At 66.6% G+C, this 17,357-nt stretch carries 16 protein-coding genes and 1 pseudogene; 4 read left to right on the forward strand and 13 right to left on the reverse strand.

Annotation, left to right across the window (positions count from 1 at the left end; all coding sequences use genetic code 11):
- Positions 1-110: 110 nt before the first annotated feature.
- From MKK67_RS09345 to MKK67_RS09365, 5 genes are all read right to left on the reverse strand, one after another.
- Positions 111-1,880, reverse strand: coding sequence for a c-type cytochrome (locus tag MKK67_RS09345; protein ID WP_243963617.1), 1,770 nt, complete (start codon positions 1,878-1,880; stop codon positions 111-113).
- 106 nt (positions 1,881-1,986) lie between these two features.
- Positions 1,987-3,015, reverse strand: coding sequence for a hypothetical protein (locus MKK67_RS09350; protein WP_243963618.1), 1,029 nt, complete (start codon positions 3,013-3,015; stop codon positions 1,987-1,989).
- Between the two features lie 67 nt (positions 3,016-3,082).
- Complete coding sequence (locus MKK67_RS09355; RefSeq protein ID WP_243963619.1) at positions 3,083-3,649, reverse strand: type 1 glutamine amidotransferase domain-containing protein; 567 nt, start codon at positions 3,647-3,649, stop codon at positions 3,083-3,085.
- 59 nt (positions 3,650-3,708) lie between these two features.
- Entirely contained in the window at positions 3,709-4,038 is a 330-nt protein-coding gene (locus tag MKK67_RS09360) for a zinc ribbon domain-containing protein (protein WP_279601531.1), read from the reverse strand.
- Between the two features lie 85 nt (positions 4,039-4,123).
- On the reverse strand, positions 4,124-5,278 hold the full coding sequence (locus tag MKK67_RS09365; protein ID WP_243963620.1) for a glutathione-independent formaldehyde dehydrogenase: 1,155 nt from the start codon (positions 5,276-5,278) through the stop codon (positions 4,124-4,126).
- Between the two features lie 291 nt (positions 5,279-5,569).
- On the opposite strand from MKK67_RS09365, the gene MKK67_RS09370 reads away from it, so the two are divergent.
- A complete protein-coding gene (locus tag MKK67_RS09370) occupies positions 5,570-5,992 on the forward strand; it encodes a hypothetical protein (RefSeq protein ID WP_243963621.1) in 423 nt (140 codons plus the stop codon).
- 293 nt (positions 5,993-6,285) lie between these two features.
- On the opposite strand, the gene MKK67_RS09375 is transcribed toward MKK67_RS09370, so the two are convergent.
- The 6 genes from MKK67_RS09375 to MKK67_RS09400 form a co-directional block, all read right to left on the reverse strand.
- Positions 6,286-8,268, reverse strand: coding sequence for a PAS domain S-box protein (locus MKK67_RS09375; protein ID WP_243963622.1), 1,983 nt, complete (start codon positions 8,266-8,268; stop codon positions 6,286-6,288).
- Positions 8,269-8,465: 197 nt separating this feature from the next.
- Positions 8,466-9,461, reverse strand: coding sequence for a zinc-dependent alcohol dehydrogenase family protein (locus MKK67_RS09380; RefSeq protein ID WP_243963634.1), 996 nt, complete (start codon positions 9,459-9,461; stop codon positions 8,466-8,468).
- A gap of 147 nt (positions 9,462-9,608) precedes the next feature.
- Entirely contained in the window at positions 9,609-9,908 is a 300-nt protein-coding gene (locus MKK67_RS09385) for a putative quinol monooxygenase (RefSeq protein ID WP_243963623.1), read from the reverse strand.
- A 137-nt stretch (positions 9,909-10,045) separates the two neighbouring features.
- Positions 10,046-10,369 carry a MerR family transcriptional regulator gene (locus MKK67_RS09390; RefSeq protein WP_243963624.1) on the reverse strand — a complete coding sequence of 108 codons (324 nt, stop codon included), beginning with the start codon at positions 10,367-10,369 and terminating at the stop codon, positions 10,046-10,048.
- A gap of 14 nt (positions 10,370-10,383) precedes the next feature.
- Entirely contained in the window at positions 10,384-11,259 is an 876-nt protein-coding gene (locus tag MKK67_RS09395) for a DnaJ C-terminal domain-containing protein (protein ID WP_243963625.1), read from the reverse strand.
- Positions 11,260-11,314: 55 nt separating this feature from the next.
- Complete coding sequence (locus MKK67_RS09400) at positions 11,315-11,797, reverse strand: nucleotide exchange factor GrpE (protein ID WP_243963626.1); 483 nt, start codon at positions 11,795-11,797, stop codon at positions 11,315-11,317.
- On the opposite strand from MKK67_RS09400, the gene MKK67_RS32875 reads away from it, so the two are divergent.
- The 3 genes from MKK67_RS32875 (at position 11,753) to MKK67_RS09410 (ending at position 14,802) form a co-directional block, all read left to right on the forward strand.
- A complete protein-coding gene (locus tag MKK67_RS32875; protein ID WP_409568384.1) occupies positions 11,753-11,992 on the forward strand; it encodes an EAL domain-containing protein in 240 nt (79 codons plus the stop codon). The genes MKK67_RS09400 and MKK67_RS32875 overlap by 45 nt on opposite strands.
- Positions 11,993-12,226: 234 nt before the next feature.
- On the forward strand, positions 12,227-12,616 hold the full coding sequence (locus tag MKK67_RS09405; protein ID WP_243963627.1) for a hypothetical protein: 390 nt from the start codon (positions 12,227-12,229) through the stop codon (positions 12,614-12,616).
- Positions 12,617-13,293: 677 nt separating this feature from the next.
- A complete protein-coding gene (locus MKK67_RS09410) occupies positions 13,294-14,802 on the forward strand; it encodes a hypothetical protein (RefSeq protein ID WP_243963628.1) in 1,509 nt (502 codons plus the stop codon).
- A 100-nt stretch (positions 14,803-14,902) separates the two neighbouring features.
- Here MKK67_RS09410 and MKK67_RS09415 read toward each other — a convergent pair whose 3' ends face one another.
- Together MKK67_RS09415 and MKK67_RS09420 are read right to left on the reverse strand one after the other, a co-directional pair.
- A complete protein-coding gene (locus MKK67_RS09415) occupies positions 14,903-16,438 on the reverse strand; it encodes an ISL3 family transposase (RefSeq protein ID WP_243963636.1) in 1,536 nt (511 codons plus the stop codon).
- Positions 16,439-17,225: 787 nt separating this feature from the next.
- A pseudogene (locus MKK67_RS09420) lies at positions 17,226-17,357 on the reverse strand (IS5/IS1182 family transposase); the annotation flags it as partial.

Genomic DNA, 17,357 nt, shown 5'->3' on the forward strand with positions numbered 1-17,357 from the left:
CACGCCTGCCGGACTGGCTTCGAAGCCTCTCGGCGCTCACGTCGAGGGGCTGAACGCTCCGATCTCAATCCTTCCGGCAGGCGTGGGCGCGCCCTCGGCGGTGAGGCCGGTCACTTCCCGTGATGGCCCAGGGCCCAGACATACGCCGCGACGGCCTTCAGGTCGGCCTGGGACAGCTCGACGCCACCCATGGGCGGCATCGCGTTCTGGTGCTCCTTCGGCTCGGGCACGCCGTTGGCGATCGTGTGCTCGAGGCCCGCCAGGCTGCCGTCGCTCCAGAGCCAATGGCCGCCGGTGAGGTCGGCCCCGACCGGCGAGCCCCTGCCGTCCGAGCCGTGGCAGCCGCCGCACGTGGCGTCGGCCACTTCCCCGTGGAAGATGCGCTCGCCGAGCGCAACCTGCTCGCGCGTCGCGCCCTTCGGCACCGGCAGCGCCGCGACCGTGCGGCCGGCATCCGGATGCAGGCCCTCCGGCGGCGCCGCGTCGGTGGACGCGGTCGCGGCGTTTTGCGGGCTCGGCGCGGCTGCGACAGCCGCGTTCGGGTCGCCGCCCGCATAGGTGACGCGCCAGATGCGACCCTTCACGTCGTCGGAGATGTAGAGCGCCCCGTCCGGGCCGACGGCCAGACCGGACGGCCGGTACTCCGCGCGGCCCGGCTCCTTGACGGCCCCGGCGAAGCCGTCGGCAAAGACCACGAAGTCGCCCGCGGCCTTGCCGTCCTTGAACGGCTGGAAGACGACGCTGTAGCCGCCCTGCGGGCCGGGCGCGCGGTTCCAGGAGCCGTGGAAGGCGATGAAGGCGCCGTCGCGATAGGCTTTCGGAAACCCTGCTCCAGTCCCTGACCCGACGTAGAATTTCATATCGTTGGGCGCCCAGTGCGCCGGGAACCACGCCGCTGGCCCCTGCCGGTCGGCGCAGAGCCCGACCTTGCGACCGCCGTCGCCGCCATATTCGGGGGCCAGCACCAGCGCCTTCTGCGCCGGGTCGAAGTAGCATTCTGGCCAGCCGTAATCGGCGCCCGGCCTCAGCTCGACGACCTCCTCCGAGGGCAGCTCGTAGCCCTGCTTAGCCGTGTAGAGCTTCGGCCAGTCCTCGTGGAGCTGGTCGCGCCCGTGCTGGGTCGAGAAGACCCGGCCTTGCGCATCGAGCGCGATACCCTCGCCGTTGCGAAGGCCGGCCGCATACCGCTCGGCCGGCGAGAACGTCTGATCGGGTGCCTTCGCGTCGTAGCGCCAGATGCCGCCGCGCGTCTCCTTCTCGGTGCAGGGCGCGTTGCCGGGCGAACCGGGCACGCGGTTCCTCACCTCGCAGGCGTTCGTCGCCGAGCCGAGATCGACGAGGAGATCGCCCTTCGGGGTGATGGCGAAGGGGTGCATCGGGTGGTCCCCCGTCACCGGTAGTCTGGAGACGACGACCTCACCCGGGGCCTTGGGCGCCACCTCGCCCGTCTTCAGCGGGTAGCGCATGATGCGATCGTTGCTCTCGGCGTAGACCGCGCCCTGGTACAGCGCCAGCCCGGTGCCGCCACGGACGCCCTCGGCTGGGCTCTCGCCGAAGCGCTCCGTGACGTCGGCCTTGCCGTCGCCATTGATATCCTTGAGCGCGACCAGGAAGCCGCCCGGCAGGGGCGTGTCGTTCTTGTAGTACACGCCGCTCCACGTGTTGACGTAGAGCGTGCCGTCCGCCGCCACGGCCATCTGGCGGGCATGGCCGATCCCATCGGCGTAGATCGTGGCGCAGAAGCCGGCCGGCAGGCTGAGGCCGCCTGTGCCACCGTCACAGGCCGAGTCGGCGGCCCGTGCGGCTGGCCAAGCGGCCAGAAGGACGGCTGTCGCGACGTTGGCGGACAGGACGAGGGTCGACGAACGGATCCCACACATGGTGTCCTCTCGAGGCGCTGCCACAAACCACGGTTGCAAGATCTGGGCGGATACGGATGGGAACTCAGGGACGGTGCGATCTGAAATCCGCGCGCGGCCGCAGCCGTCAGCGCGCGGTCAGCGGCACCGCCAGCACGCGGAACGGGAGTTCGGGCTTGGTGCCCTTCCGCGCCGGATCGGTGATGACGGCGAGCTGCCCGACCGTGATGAAGGCCGTCGCGCCGACCTTGGCGGCGCCGGTGACGCCGCCGGCGACGCCGTCCCGCAGGACCTCCACCTTGGCCGTATCTCCGGAGACGGTCATCCGGTCGAGCCGGCCGCCGCCCTCGGCCAGGAGGAAGGCGCCGTCGCCGAGCGGCCGCAGGCCGTCCGTGAGGACCAGCGGACGCGAGGGCGTCAGCGGCGTCACCGCGCCGGCCTGCCCGTCCTTCACGTCGATCCGGAACAGCTTGGCCTTGGTGAACGTATCGACGTAGAGGTTGCCATCGGGGCCGAAGGCGATGCCGTCGAGCCCGGCGTCCTTGCCCTCAGGCGCCAGAAGCGGGTCAGTCTTCCAGACCTCCAGCGTCTGCGAGCCGGGCTTCAGCCGCAGGATCTGCGGCCCCAGCGTGTTGGTCACATAGGCCGCCCCGTCCGGTCCGAGCGCGATGTCGTTGCAGATGGCCGGGCTGACGGGAAACGGCGCGCTGACCTTTCCGGCGCCGGTCTTCAGGTCGAAGCCCTTCAGCGCGGCGCCTTTCACGTCGCTGGGTCCCTGGATGCCGAGTGCCGAGAGATCGTTCGAGCAGACCCAGAGCGTGCCCGACGCCTCGTCGGCGAGCACGCCGAAGGTCGAGCGCGTCTCGAACGCACCGGGGGTGATCCAGACCTCGCCTGAGGATGCGCCCGGCTCGATCCGGGTGACGCCGCCGCCCGCGAAATTGCTGACGTAGAGAGTGCCATCCGCGGTGGCCGTGATGCTCTCGGGATACGCGGCCTCCCCGGGCAGCGCGATATCGCGCGTGTCCCGGGTGACGGCCCGCACAACCGTTGCGGCTCCGACGGCCGCGAGGATAAGACATCCGGTCAGCGCGAGGCTGACGCCCCGGCGTGGCAGGCCTCCGAACGGCCGGACACAGACCTCGGTTTGCCTCATCGCGGATCTCCGGTTGGCCGCAGAGAAGGGTGATAGCCCTGGAGCGATCGAGCGTGTTCGTCGCGGCTCACGCGGGCCGAACGCCCCTGCGGGCACTTGCGAGCAGCGTGATCACCGCCCGGTTGAACGCCGGTATGTCATCGGGCTTGCGGCTGGTGACTAGGTTCCCGTCCACGACGACCTGCTCATCCACCCATTCGGCCCCCGCGTTCCGGAGATCGGTTTGGAGCGACGGCCAGGAGGTCAGGCGTCGCCCGCGCGCGGCGCCCGCCTCGATGATGGTCCAGGGGCCATGACAGATCGAGGCGACGGGCTTGCCGTCGTCGAAGAAGCTCTTCGCGAACGCGACGGCGGCTGGGATCGTTCGCAGCGTGTCGGGATTGATCACACCGCCCGGGAGCAGCAGCGCGTCGTAGTCGTCGGGGCGAACCGTGTTCAGGGGCACTTCCACCGGGAATTCATCGCCCCATTCGGTAAATTTCCAGGCCTTCACCGCGCCGTCCTTCGGCGACACGATCTGCGTCTCAGCACCCGCTTCGTTGAGCGCCTTGCGCGGCTCGGTCATCTCGACCTGCTCGAAACCGTCCGTGATCAGGATCGCGACCTTCAGGCCGTTGAGGGTGTCGGAAGCCATGGTTGGTCCTCTGTCGGGCTGAGTTTGCGCGCGTTGGGGGCAGCCGCACGCGAATTCCATCACGGAAAGCCGCGCCGGACTGGCCCGTGCGCCGTGAAGATCCGTCCGCCCGCGGACAGGGCACTCGGGAGTGGCGAGCGGCGGACGCAGCAGCCGCAGCCGGCGGGATGGCCAGCCGAAGCCGGGCGCGAGGGCGACGCGCTCGGCTCGGTTGCCGCGAAGGTGACGCGGCCACCCGCGCTGCCGCCGACGATGGCCGGTGCGCTCAAGGCTGTCCGTGTGGCCCCGGCGCCGCATTCCGGGCAGGCACAGGGGTCCAGGAACTGCGCCATGGGCCGCATGGCCGTGAACGGCCCGCAAGCGTCGCACGCGTAGTCGTAGATCGGCATAGCGTCCTCACGTTCGCACCCATCTGGCAGATGGCGGATAAGCCGGGCGAGTCGGCCGCCCGGCTTGGCAGCCTGGCTTGGCCAATCAGGCGGCGGGCTTGAGGATCACCTTGGTCCAGCCATCGTCGCGCGCGTCGAAGTGCTTGTAGGCCTTCGGCGCCTCGCCCAGCCGAAGCTCGTGCGAGACGATGAAGGACGGCTTCGCGCGGCCGGCCGCGATGAGGTCACGCAACCGTCGGTTATAGGCTTTCACATTGCATTGGCCGACGCCGATCGTCTGACCCTTGAACCAGAAGAGGCCGTGGTCGAAAACGATCTCGCCCTGCTTGTAGAGGGGGTCCTGCGGGGCCGGATCCTGGGGCGTGAAAACGCCGACCACGCCGATGCCGCCGGTGAACTTCACCGACTTCACCAAGTCGTTCATGGTCATGTTGGGGTGCTCGTGACCCTGCGGATCGTGCGCTTGGTAGCCGACGCACTCGCAGCCGCGATCGGCCCCTATGCCGTTCGTCAACGCAAGCACCTGGTCCACCGGGGAGCCCTTGGAGTCGTCGATCGGTACGGCGCCGATCGAATCCGCTAGGCGCAGGCGGTCGGGATGGCGATCGACGACCATCACCCTGCTGGCGCCCTTGATCATCGCCGAGAGGGCCGCCATGAGGCCGACCGGGCCGGCCCCATAGATGACGATGGACTCGCCGGGACGCAGGCCTGCGAGTTCGGTGGCGTGCCAGCCGGTCGGGAATATGTCGGCCAGCATTACGTAGTCATTCTGCCGTTCCTCCGCATCCGGCGGCAGTGTCAGGCAATTGTAGTCCCCATAGGGAACGCGCAGCAGGTCGGCCTGGCCGCCCCGATACGGGCCCATGTCGGCGAAGCCGTACGCGGCGCCGGCCATGTTCGGTACGACGCTTCGGTCGGCCGTGGTCAGACAGTACGCGCTCAAGCCGCGCTCGCAGTTCTTGCAGAACCCGCAGCCGATGTTGAAGGGGATAGCGACCCAGTCCCCGACCTTCACCCGATCGACGGCCTTGCCCACTTCGGCCACTTGGCCGAGGTTCTCGTGCCCGAACACGCCCCCGCGCGGGAAGTCGGTCCGGCCCTCGTACATGTGCAGGTCGGAGCCGCAAATGTTGGTGCTCGTGATCCGCACGAGGACGTCGGTAGGCCGCTCGATCCGCGCGTCGGGCACGTCTTGCACCGCAACATCGCGCGGGCCATTATAAACGACTGCTCGCATTGCGCTCTCCTGACCTCAAATCGGTTGCCAGATGAGGAGAAGTACATGCCGCCCGAGATCAGACTATCCGGTCATTACCTACGGTGTTCCCCGTAGCGCGCGGTGCGCCTCCTGAGCCGCACTTCATTTGGCCCCCGCCGGGGCGGGCATCCCCTCCCGCGGCTTTTCATGCGATGACTCGCCGAAGCGGGAGCAACGAGGCGCTCGGATTGGCGGGTTCCTTAGACACGAACCGGATGCGCCTGCCGCGTGCCACTGGGAGAATGGGCCATCATCCTAGAGAGGGACCCGATGGTGATGACCGCCCCGATCACCGAGATCACGCCTACCCTGCCGGTGGCCACTCGCCTCCTACGCCGTTCATCCCCGGCGCCAGGAGAGGACGGATTTGTCTGTACGGTGGGGCGTAAGCTCGATGGCTTCGCCCCGCTGACGGAGCAGGACCGGGCAGCGCTTGGCGGTCTGAGGGGCTATGCCCAGCCGGTCGAGCAGCACACCGTTCTTTTGGAGCAGGAGGGCGTACTGCAAACCCTGCGTCGCGACGGGCTGATTGCCCTGCGGCAGCGTCGCGTGCGGATCCTCGCGCCGCGGCGGCTGCGCGAACTTGCGGAGTTCGAGGCCGGGTACCTCTGCCGGCTGCTGGAAGAAACTCGCCATCGTTGGCCAGCGGGGCAATCCAGCGGCGCCATGGCTTGCAGCGTTACGCTGCCCTAGTGCACTGAGGCGCACAAATGGTGCACAGCGCACACCGGATTATCAAAGTAACGCAGTGGGTTAGCTCTGTGCTCTTGTTGCGTTCGTCTGCATCAGTGCACTAGATTGCCTCACTGATGCTCACAAAGACGATATTTCGACCCGTGGCAGCCCTTTCCGAATAGGCCCGGACGCTTTTCAGCAGCCTGTCGGGCCTCTTTTCGCCATCCAGGGGGGGACGGATTACCGTATAAGCCATTCATTTTGGCACAATTCATTAGGCCACATCTGCATCCGCTTGGGCGGAAAACGCTCTAAGTGCCGTCGGGATTGGCGGGACGCACGCCCGCTGAGGTTGCGATGAGAACCGCCTCGGGCAGCGTGCGGGCGCCAAGCGCTTCCATGACCCGGGCGCGGTGAATTTCCACCGTGCGTGGGCTCAGGCCCAGCGTCCGGGCAATGGTCTTGTTGGTACCGCCCGCGAGCAAACCCTCCAGGACCTCGCGCTCGCGCCCGGAGAGCCCCGCGGTCCGGCTCCGGGCCTCGTCGCCCCCGCGCACGCGACCGGTTTCGGCGTTGAACTCGGCGAGTGCCGTTCTCACCGCGAACAGCAGCACCTCCGGCGTCCAGGGAGCTTCCAGGAAATCGACCGCTCCCGCCTTCATGACGCGAACCCCGAAACCGAGATCGTCCCCGCTCGTGCCGACCGCCACCACGGGCAGATGTGCGCGTGCCGCCTTCAACTCGTTCAAGGCAGCCAGGCCGCGGGCGTCGCTCAAGTCGAGCACGACACAGCCCGGCATCAGCGAGCCCGCTATCTTCAGGAAGGCCTGACTGCTGGCAAAGGCGCGAACTTCGTAACCGGCGGCCTGCAGGGTGCCGACGAGGCCACGCCGGGCGTCATCGCCGTCCGCAATCACGTACGCGCGCAGGCCCATATCGGTGGTGACGTCCTGCGCGATCCCACCCGCCGACTGGATCCGACCATCGAGGCCCGGGATCGGGAAGAAGGTGTCGTGGATGCGGCGCACGGCGTGGTCCGAGGCGCGCTGGATGCGGTACTCCAGCACGAACGTTTCGCCGCCACTGACGCGCTCGATTGCCTGCGCGGCGGCGTCGCGGTCCTCGGGGTGAACGCTTGAGAGCCAGCTCGCAAGATCCGGCATGTTTTCGGGGGGCATACCCCAGACTTGCGTAAAAGCCGGGCTCAGGTAGTCGAGGGCTCTACTGTCCAGATCGGCAAGCCAGAGCACGTCAGCCGTATGCTCGGCGAATCGCCGGAAGCGCTCTTCGCTCACGCGCAAGGCCGCCTCGGCCCTATGACGTTCGGTGACGTCGATGGAGACCGCAAGGCCGCCGACGATGGCGCCCGTCCCATCGCAAAGGGCGCTGACGACGTTGCGCACCCACACGACCGTACCGTCCGGATGCAGGTACCGCTTCTCGATGGTGAAGGATGCGCCTTGTGTCATAGCGCGCCGGTAAAAAGGTTCGTTGAACGCCCAGTCGTCCGGGTGGGTCACCGCCTGCACGGTGCGGCCGAGCAGATCATCGCGCGGGCGGCCCAGGATCTCGCAGTAGCGGTCATTGACGAAGCTCATACGGTGCATCGCATCGACGATGACGATACCGGCTTCGGCTTGCTCGGCCACGGCCCGAAAGCGCTCCTCGCTTTCACGCAGCGCCTCGTCCGCGATGCGCCGTTCGATCAAGTCTGCGGCTTGCTGGTGCTGCGAGATGATGATTGCCGCGGTCCGGGTCAGGGCGGTGGCAAATTCGTGATCGCGGGGCGTGGCCTCACGCGGCTCACGGAAATACACGGCGAAGGTGCCGACGACCCGCCCAGCTACGGTTTCTATCGGGAACGACCAGACGGCACGAAAGCCGTGCTCTTCGGCCAACCAGAGCCATGGCTGCCAGAGTGGGTCCTTCCTCACGTCGACGGTGATGACCGGCTGGCCGGTGAAGACCGCCAGACCGCAGGCAAGCGAGTCAGGTCCGATCTTGATGCCGCCCACGACGGCAAGGGCATAGGGCTCTGGCATACCTATGACGTGTTGCAACCCGGTGCCACCAGGATCGGTCAAGTAGAAGGCGGAGCGAAAGCTGCCGCCCGACTGAGAGCGGGCCGTCTCTACGAGGATGCCCAGTGACTCGGTCAGCGGCGCGCCGTCCATGGCGGTCTGGAAGGCTTCCTTCTGCGCCGAAAGCCATGCCGTGTGCTCGACCAGACTGCCGAATGCATGGGAGCCGTCCGGCGCTTGCAATACGATGTTCGATACATCACCCATGATCATTCACGGCATATCGAGCAGCCATTGGCGTGTACTGAGCGCCGGCGCGAATTGGGTTCCCGGACGCTCCGCCAATGAGGATGTTCATTAAACTCCCTCGAAAGCACCAACTATAAACTGAGTCAGGAACGCCTTGCGACGGCCGACGTCATGCCGGGGGCGCTGGCCGTCCTCGGCCGAGCTCGTCAAGGACCACGATGTCAGTGCGGGACGGTGACGACGATCTTCCCGAACTGCTCGTTCGACTCCATGTATACATGTGCCTGAACGATCGCGTCGAGCGGGAATGTCTTCGCGATGATGGGCATGAGGCCTCCGCTGGCGAGCCCATCGTCGATGAACGCCGCGGCGCGGGCCAGCCGCTCTGGATCTCGAATGAACTCGAACAGGGTGTAGCCGCGCAGCGTGAGGGCCTTCTGCATGGCTGCGATGACCGGAAACGGTGTGAGGGCGGTCGCGAGGGCGCCGTAGATGAGGATGACGCCGTGATGGCGGATCGCCTGGGCGAGCGCCTCGACCTGGGGGCCACCGACCGGGTCGAACACGAGGCGCGCGCCCTTGCCGCCGGTCGCGTGGTTGACCTCGGCGACGAGATCCTGCTCGGACGTGACGACAACGTGCGCGGCGCCCGCCTCGTCCAGCGCCGCCGCCTTGGCACGCGTCCGGGTCGTGGCGATCGGGATCGCGCCGACGCTGTTCGCGATCTGGATCGCGGCGAGTCCGACACTGGAGGACGCAGCCGGAATGATGACCGCGTCGCCCCGCCCGAGATGACCGATGTCGATCAGCGCACCCCACGCCGTGAGGTAGGCCATCCAGACCGCCGCCGACTCGATCGCCGAGATACCGGTCGGGCGCTGGACGACGCCGTAAGCCGGCACGATGGCCGTGTCGGCGTAGACGCCGTAAGCGTTCATGGAGAAGGCCGGGATGACGCTGACGGCATCGCCCGGCGCGAAGCCTTCCACACCCTCGCCCAAGGCCTCGACCGTCGCGGAGGCTTCGTAGCCGAGGCGTGCGGGCAGGCGCGGCGTTTCGAGGTAGGCACCCGGCCGGAACATCGCTTCGGCGCGATTGAGACCGATCGCCTCGATGCGGACGCGCATTTCGCCCGGTTGCGGATCGCCGACCGGCAGATCATCGAACTGCATCACCTCCGGTCCACCGGTCCGATGAAACCTGACCACCCGTGCCATGGCGATGTCTCCGCGATGGTTGCGCCGCGCGCGGACGCACAGCGGGAAAGCCACGTCCGCCGGCGCCTCAGGCCGCCAGTTTCGTCATGGTGTGTGGATCGACGGCGAACGTCCTGGGCGAGACCCGATCGACGATCGGTCCGCGTCTCACGGCAGTTTTGCCGCCAGCACGTCGAGCTTCTCGATCTGCGGGGCTGTGGCGAACACATCGGGCGCGCGCTCCTTCAGGGCCGCCGCCACGCGGCCGGAGAGGTGGGCGTCCCGTCCCGCTTCGTTGGGAAATGCGTCGAAGATCCCGAAGGTCGATGGGCCCAGGCGGAGGCCGAACCATGCGACGGTTCCGGGCTCGTCCTGCACGAGGGGCAGGCTGTCCCTTAGAAACGCCTCGACCGCCGCTTCCTGTCCGGGCTTGGCGTTCAGGATGACGAGAAGAGCGAACTTGGCCATCGTCCTGTTCCTTCCGATGAATCCCAGAGACCGCGGAGGTGACCGCTCTTCCAGCTCGTATCCTCGGTCGAGGCGGCGGGCGCGCGTTGGATTAGCCTGTCAGCTGCATCGCGGCGCTGACGCCGGTCAGTTCGGCGTCAGGATCGGCGTTGCGCCGCGCAGGCCTCGACGATCTGCCGGCGGACGATATCGGGCTGCGCCTGCAGGGCCCGGACAATCGCCTGCAGCACATGCCGCAAGCCGCCGTTCTGATCGATGAGGTCGAGCACGACCGCGATGCCGTCGTCGTTGATCCCGAGATCGGCCTGCAGATCCCCGATCAGTTGGGCCCGGGCCACATCGATCTCGACGTAGTGCCGGACGCCCTCGCGGAGCGCCGGCCGGAGCCAGCCAAGCTCGAGCCAGATCGCAAGCGTGTCGGGAGGCAGGTCCGACCGGGCCTGGAATTCGCGCGCGTCCATACCGCCACCCCATTTCACTCAGTCCGATGCCACGCGGCGATCGCGCGTTCGAGTTCCGGATCGGGCTTGTCCGGGAGCTTGATCAGCAGCTTGACGAAGGCGTCGCCCGCGGTCCCGTCCGACCGCGGGACGCCCTTGCCCTTGAGGCGAAGCACCGTGCCGGACGTGCTCCATTTCGGGATCGTCAGGGTTACGGGCCCGGACGGGGCCGACACCGCGATCCGGCCGCCGAGCACCGCCGCGTGCAGCGGAACGCCCTGCTGGAAATGGATGTCGTCGCCTTCGCGCCGGAAGACCGGGTGCGGGCGGACGCCGATCGCGATCAGCGCATCGCCCGGCGGCGCGCCGTTCCGACCCGGCTCGCCCCTGCCGCGCAGGCGCAGGGTCTGTCCCTCGCGGGTGGCCGCCGGGATGCGGACATCGAGCGTCGCGCCGTCCGGCAGGGTCACCGAGCGGGTGGTGCCGTTGACCGCATCGAGGAAATCGAGGTCGAGATGGTAGCGGGTATCGGCGCCCCGGCGCCGGACCTCCGACCGCCCCCTGCGTCCTAAGATCTCGGAGAGGAGGTCGTCGACCTCGAAATCCGCAAAGCCCGCGTCGCTCGCATAGGCATGGTCGGCGGATGGCTCCGAGACGTCGCGATAGTAGCGCTGCCGGGGCCGCTCGACGCCGGAAATGTCGATCTCGCCGCGATCGAAACGCGCGCGCTTCTCCGGATCGTTCAACAGGTCATAGGCCCGCGACACGTTCTTGAACTGCTCTTCCGCCTCCGTGTTGCCCGGGTTCAGGTCCGGATGCAGTTTGCGCGCGAGCTTCCGGTAGGTCTTCCGGATCTGCTCCGGGGAGGCATCGCGCTTCACGCCCAGAATCGCATAGGGATCGTCGCTCAACGCTTCCTCCCTGCGCCGTCGTGTGGCGAAGCCCGCACCCGTTGCGGACGTCGTCCTAGGGATTGGCCCCGTCGTGATCGTCCCGGGCCATGGCGCGACGGGTCACGGTGACCCGGGCGGGGCGCAGGAGCCGATCGTGGAGGACGTAGCCATCCTCCATGACGTCGTGGACGGTCCCGGGCGCGACCGCCGGATCATCGACCTCCATCATGGCCTCATGCCGCGACGGGTCGAACAGAGCACCACGGGCATCGACCCGCTGCACGCCGACGCCCGCGAGCGCCCCGATCAGCAGCCGCTCCGTGGCGCGCACCCCGTCGATGAGCGACGCGCCCTGCGACTCCGGCTGCTCCGACGCGACGATGGCCCGGCGCAGGTTGTCCAGGACCGGCAAGAGCGCCCGGGCGAGGCCCGTCACGGCGAAAAGCCGCTCATCAGCCAGGTCGCGCGTCGCCCGACGCCGGGTGTTGTCGGCCTCGGCCAGAACCTCGGGATGAAAGTCACGGCGGAAGGTGTCGAGACGGTGGAGCAGGCGCATCACCTCGCGGCGATGGGCTGCGACTACGCGCAGGGCTACCTCTATGCCAGGCCGATAGCCGGCGCGCGCGTGACATGGCTACTGAAGACCTGGGACTCCGACGCTTTCGTCGGTCGGAAGGCCCCGGCACGCTCAGCTTGGGAGCTTATCCCCGTTGTTGAAATCTCTCCGCATCGCAGTGCGAAGGAACGCTGAGAGTGAGTTCCAACCTGTCCGCTAATCGGGACGGGATGAACTGCCTGTTACGGCCGCATTGGGCGCAAAACGGAACGTCTGCTTCCAGCCTGGAAGCCAGCGTTCGATCTCGTATCGGCAGGGAACAACTCATCCTCCTAGGGCGACACAAAGAGAAATTTCGACAGGGGACGCGCGGGTGTGGTGTCTTGCGCCTCGTCAACGCCGCCACCGGCGGCCAACGAAAGTCTCCACATGTCGTCTAAGTCTAAAATCTACGGTACCGTGTTCTTCGCCCGCCAGGAAAGCGGCATCGTCAGTCACCTGTCCGTTCCGGTCCACCCGTCTATCGACGCCCTTGAGCGCGCGATGCGCGTCGACTTCGACGCCGAGACCGCCGCGGGCGGGTCCAGCGTGCGACTGCAATTCACCGAAACCCTCGACAATGCGCTCGTCGACCCATGCGGAGGCCCTGATCTTGATGGTGTGATCGCTGCGTCCGCGCTCGGTCTCCTGCGACTGTACGGCCGTGAAAGCCTGTCCGTTGTCGACCAGGGCAATCAGTACAAATACGTGCCGGTCGAAGACGGTGAGGACGCCCTGAGAAGCTTGCAGGTTTTCGGGCGTCCGTGGGTCGCCCGGTGACGTCTAGGCGGCTGCACTGACCACCTGCCGGTGCTCTTGCCCGGATGAAGGCAGGCGCACAGCAGGCCGCGCTGCAGGGCTGGCGTAGTGCGCTTCGTGCCTCATCATCGGCCAGCCGCAGGGTGGCGGTCAGTCACAAATGAGTCCGCTGCCTGTTTCAGAGGCCGCCTCCGGCGGCCAGGTCTGTTCTTGTTCGCTGACGAGAAGGCGATGTCAGGAAGAGGTCTGACGAGGAAGTGCCCTCGTTCCGGCCTGATAGAATGCCGGCGATGCCTACGTGCGGGCTGGCGCGGATGAGCGCCGGACAGCGCTCAGGCATCGAGCGGCTCGCGAGCCGACGACGAGCGCCTCGGAGCGAGGAAGGCGGGACGCGACATCGACATGCAGTCACGAGGCGCGATGCGACCTCATCTCCTCGATGTGTTGTGTTTCGACTCGGCGCGATGCCAACTCATCAGCCATCATGACTGAGGGCAAGCCCGGTGCCCAGAGCACCGGGCTTGCCCCTGTGACGCGGCGCGCTCCTGAGCGCCCGCGCATGGCGCGTTCGCTTCCCGCCCTCCCCGTCCGCGGGAATAATGACGCCTTCGGCCAGATGCGCCAGAATAATTATGTCCGTAATACTCTTATAGACAGGCACCGGACGCAATTATCTGCCACACACTCCTGATGATTTCATGAATATTAAAGTTCTTACCGGCGTGCCCGGCGGGGGTAAATCCCGAGCTGTGCGCGATGACATCCTTTCGACACCTGCCCTCTATCACCTCGCTCTGCCGCGCACTGACCTCATCGACGAATTTGTCCTCGATCTGGAAAGGAGCGCTGAGGAGCGCGGCGTGCGCCTGGACGTTGAGCCCATCCACTCAAAGCAGGCCATGAAGGGACGCAACGTTCACCGCCGCGTCCTCGATGCGCTGGCCCGTCGGGAGGCGGACGAGCACCGGGCCATCCTCATCACTCACGAAACTCTCCTCGCTCTGGACCCCGCTCAACTCATCGATGTTCACGTCCGCATCGACAAGAACCCGGACGGTTCGGTCCTCTCGGGTGAAATCCATGGCAAGACGGGCTTGCACCTGCTGGAGCACCATTTTGTCCTAGAGCCGCTTGAGGACGGCTCGCCCCGCAGCTTGCTCCGCCCGCGCTCCAGCGTCGAGCCGGTCACGCCGGCAGCTTACAAGGGCGCAGCGCCGGATATCGCCGTCCTGCTCAAGGTGGTGGGCAACCGGAACCGCTCCGTCGTCGCGGACGTGAGATCCTGGGACGAGGCGCGGATTACGGGACGACGCATACGGTGGTGGTCGATCTGGACACCGATGGACTTGGAAGGCGCTGCCTCAGTCCACATCGCAGCGGCGGGGTTCGGCGGCAGCCTACTCGCCCGTGCCTGCGAAAGGTTGTACGGCGACGACCTCGCGATCGAGTACGTCGACGTCGCGCACGCCGCGTCGCGGGCCAAACCGACGATCCGGGTGCACTACTTCGCGCAGCACCGCGGCTCGACGACATGGTGGACGTCCGACGAGGGCAGCCTCAACCTCGTCCGGATTTCGGACTACCTCACCAGGATCGGCTTTGCGGGCTACTGGTCCTGCAACCACGAGGTGCGGCTGCTGCTCATCCACCGCTTCGGCGGCAACGCCTGCGCGCCACGACAGGCTGGGACCAACTCTCTGCGCCACCACACGGCTTGCGCGTACATCTACTCCAATAAGGCGCAAGCGGCGGACGGCGTGATCCTGGAGTTCCTTGGTTTGGACAAGAACACCATCACCCAGGTCCGTGAGAACGAGGACATCGCGCAATTCGTGATGCGCGGGGCGATCCGGGACCCATCCTACGACGGCACTTACGACATCTACTTGTACGATCGGCATCAGGCCGAAACGCTGCGGGACTTTCTCGCCGGGAATGGCGTGAGCGATCTGGTCGAACTCATTCCGGTCGACGAGGCCGGGTTGATGGACATGAAGCGTCCTTTGCCTTCCGGAAGAGGCGAGGGTGGTTGGCAGACTTCGACGTTGACACCAGAGGAACGCCGGAAGCGCGATCTTGAGGCAGATCGTCTGCGGAAGCGGAAGTCGCGCGAGGCAGACCACAAGCAACTCGTCGCAGCGGGAACTCCTCCCAAGCGCGGTCGACCGCCGAAGAACCGAGCGGGCAGCTTGGGTGTCGCCGCTTAGCCTTGAGTTTCCACAGCATCCAAATGTGGCCTCGCATACAGGTTCATCCGCACTTTCGGTGCTGGCGAGCCTCCGTACGGCCAAGCTCTACGGGTCGATCTCAGGCGGTATGGAGGACGCGCTGGCGCAGAAGATCGAACTTCGCGCGGCCGTACATGCTCCGCTTGATCAGTTTGAGGCGGTTGACCTGTCCCTCGACGGGGCCGTTGCTCCAGGGCTCAACGATGGCCGCGCGTACGGCAGCCTCGTCCTGTCGGAGCCCGGTGACGAAGCCGCCGAGATCGGTCGTGCCTGCGGCCTCAAGCCAAGGCGTCAGTCCTGCCGGATCTCCTTTGCGCAGGAGATCGGCGAAGGCCCGCACATTCTCGACGGCTTGCCTGAGCTTCGGGGCAGCGACGCAGAGTGCGTCGGTGAAGGCGCGATCCTCCGGCAGTAGCGTCGCCGGATCGCCGGTCAGCCATCGGGTAATGCGCCGTGTTGAGGGGATCCGAGCGGACGCCGGTCTGACCGGCGCCCCTGATCGCTGCCGCCCAACCCAGCGTCGGACGATGTCGTAGCCGCCCGTGAAGCCCTGGGCGCGCAGTTCGCGATGGAGAACGGTCGCGCTTCGCTCGCCCTCCTGCCAACGTGTCTCGACGAAGGGGAGATGACGGTCGAGCCGGCTCGGACCTGGGGCTCGGCGGTAGGGCATGAAGCGGCCAGCTCGGACCCAACGGCGCACGGCGTTGCGGGATGCGCCGATACGGCGGGCGATCTCCTTGGTCGGCATCCCTTCGCCGTGGAAGCGCAAGGCTGTCTCGCAGCGGTCGCACCGCGGGTTATGCACCTCCGACGTCGGCGCGCTCTCCGTCGCATCGTGGCCATCGGACGAGGCATGCACGAGGCGATGCGCCACGTCTCGGATCTCGGACTGGTGCCGCTCGACGATGCCGCGCATCGCCTCGGAAGCATTGACCAACAGGTGCCAGCGATCGGCGACCTGCGTCGCCGTCGGTGCACCCGTCCGCGCGGCCTCGGCGTAGGGCCCTGAACGGTCGCGGCAGATGACGGTCACGCTCGGATGGGCAGCGAGCCAATCCCGCACCGGTGCCGACGAGCGGCCGGGAAGCAGGTCGATGACGCGCCGCCGTTCCAGGTCGCAGACGATGGTGCTGTAGATGCGGCCGCGCCGCCAAGCCCAGTCATCGATGCCGACCACGCGTGGCGGTGGAGACGGATGGATCCCTCGATGACGAATCAAGCGCAGGACGGTGTCGCCGCTGATCGGCATCGCCAATCGTCGCGACAGACGGGCACCGGGCTCACCGCCCAGCACCATGCCGATATCGGTCTGTGCCTCGGCCAACCGTTGGCTGCGACGTGCCTTGCGCACAGCCAGCCCCGGTACGCGTTCGACGAAGATCCGCCCTGGGCAGTGGCTGCAGCGGAAGCGGCGGACCCTCAGGCGCCACGTCACAGCCCGGTCCTGCCACGGCAGGTCCTTGAGGGTTCGCTGATAGGTGCTGTGCATCCGCGTCGAGGGTCGTCCGCAACTCGGACAGGTGGCATCGACCGTGGTGGTGTGAGCGGTGATCAGCAGCCCGCGCGGGTCCAGCGTCAGATCATCGACGTGAACACCGTCCGGGACCGACGGCATTGACGGGTTGGAGATCGGCATCGTGCTGCCCTCGGGCCACAACGCTGATCAACGCCTGAGCCACCCGCCAGCACCGAAAGTGCGGATGAACCCGCATACAGACCCTCCTGCAATAGGATTGGGGATGTAGCTGCTAGCAAGCACACGAGGAGAGGCTCGAGGTACTGACGACCAGCGAAGTCTAACGCTTGCATCGAGAGAGGCCGCGCGTTCGTGTGCGCAACGGGCGATTGAGGGCACCTTTGTCCACCTGGACGGCTGTAGAGCAGGGGCAGCCGGATCGAGCAAGGCGACGTTGTGAACATAAAAATATTGCAGCCTCTCTCGTGCCGCCGCTAACGTCAGCAGGCCGGTAATCACCTCCCAACCCCGCGCCGGCTTCATTGTTTAACACATTTACAAGGCAGAAAATACGATGACCAACACAACCGTTCACGTTTTTGTCTCGACCTGTCCCTACGAGCGCATCGCAGAGTTTGGGTATAAACTTCGCAGGTTCGCGGAGATGCGTCCGAATACGGGGCTCACGTGGTCTGAGGCTGACGACGAGGGGTATAACGAGGCTCGGGAAGCCAACGACGATCTGAATCTCGAGGATCATGAGGACGACTTGGGAAATTCTAGGGACCCGAACTGGGTTCTGTTCGCTGTGCGGTTCCGAGACGAAGCTGACGCGGATGCCTATCGCGCCTGGGTGGCGGAGGGGTCCCCGACACAACCCCACCGTCCAACATGCATCTCCGATGATCCGGCGGTTCGTGGTGCAGGCGATCGTATCTAGAGCGTGTTATGAACCTGTTATGAGTCGTCCAGCCTGTTTGAGCATGAGACAGACGAATGCGACCATGTGAAGACCTGCCAGCGTGCTGGCATAACGCTCGTAATCTTTGACCAGGCGCCGACAGCGCGTCGCCCAGGC

Origin of the sequence: Methylobacterium sp. J-072, from assembly GCF_022829425.1 — a bacterium.
Classification (GTDB): domain Bacteria; phylum Pseudomonadota; class Alphaproteobacteria; order Rhizobiales; family Beijerinckiaceae; genus Methylobacterium.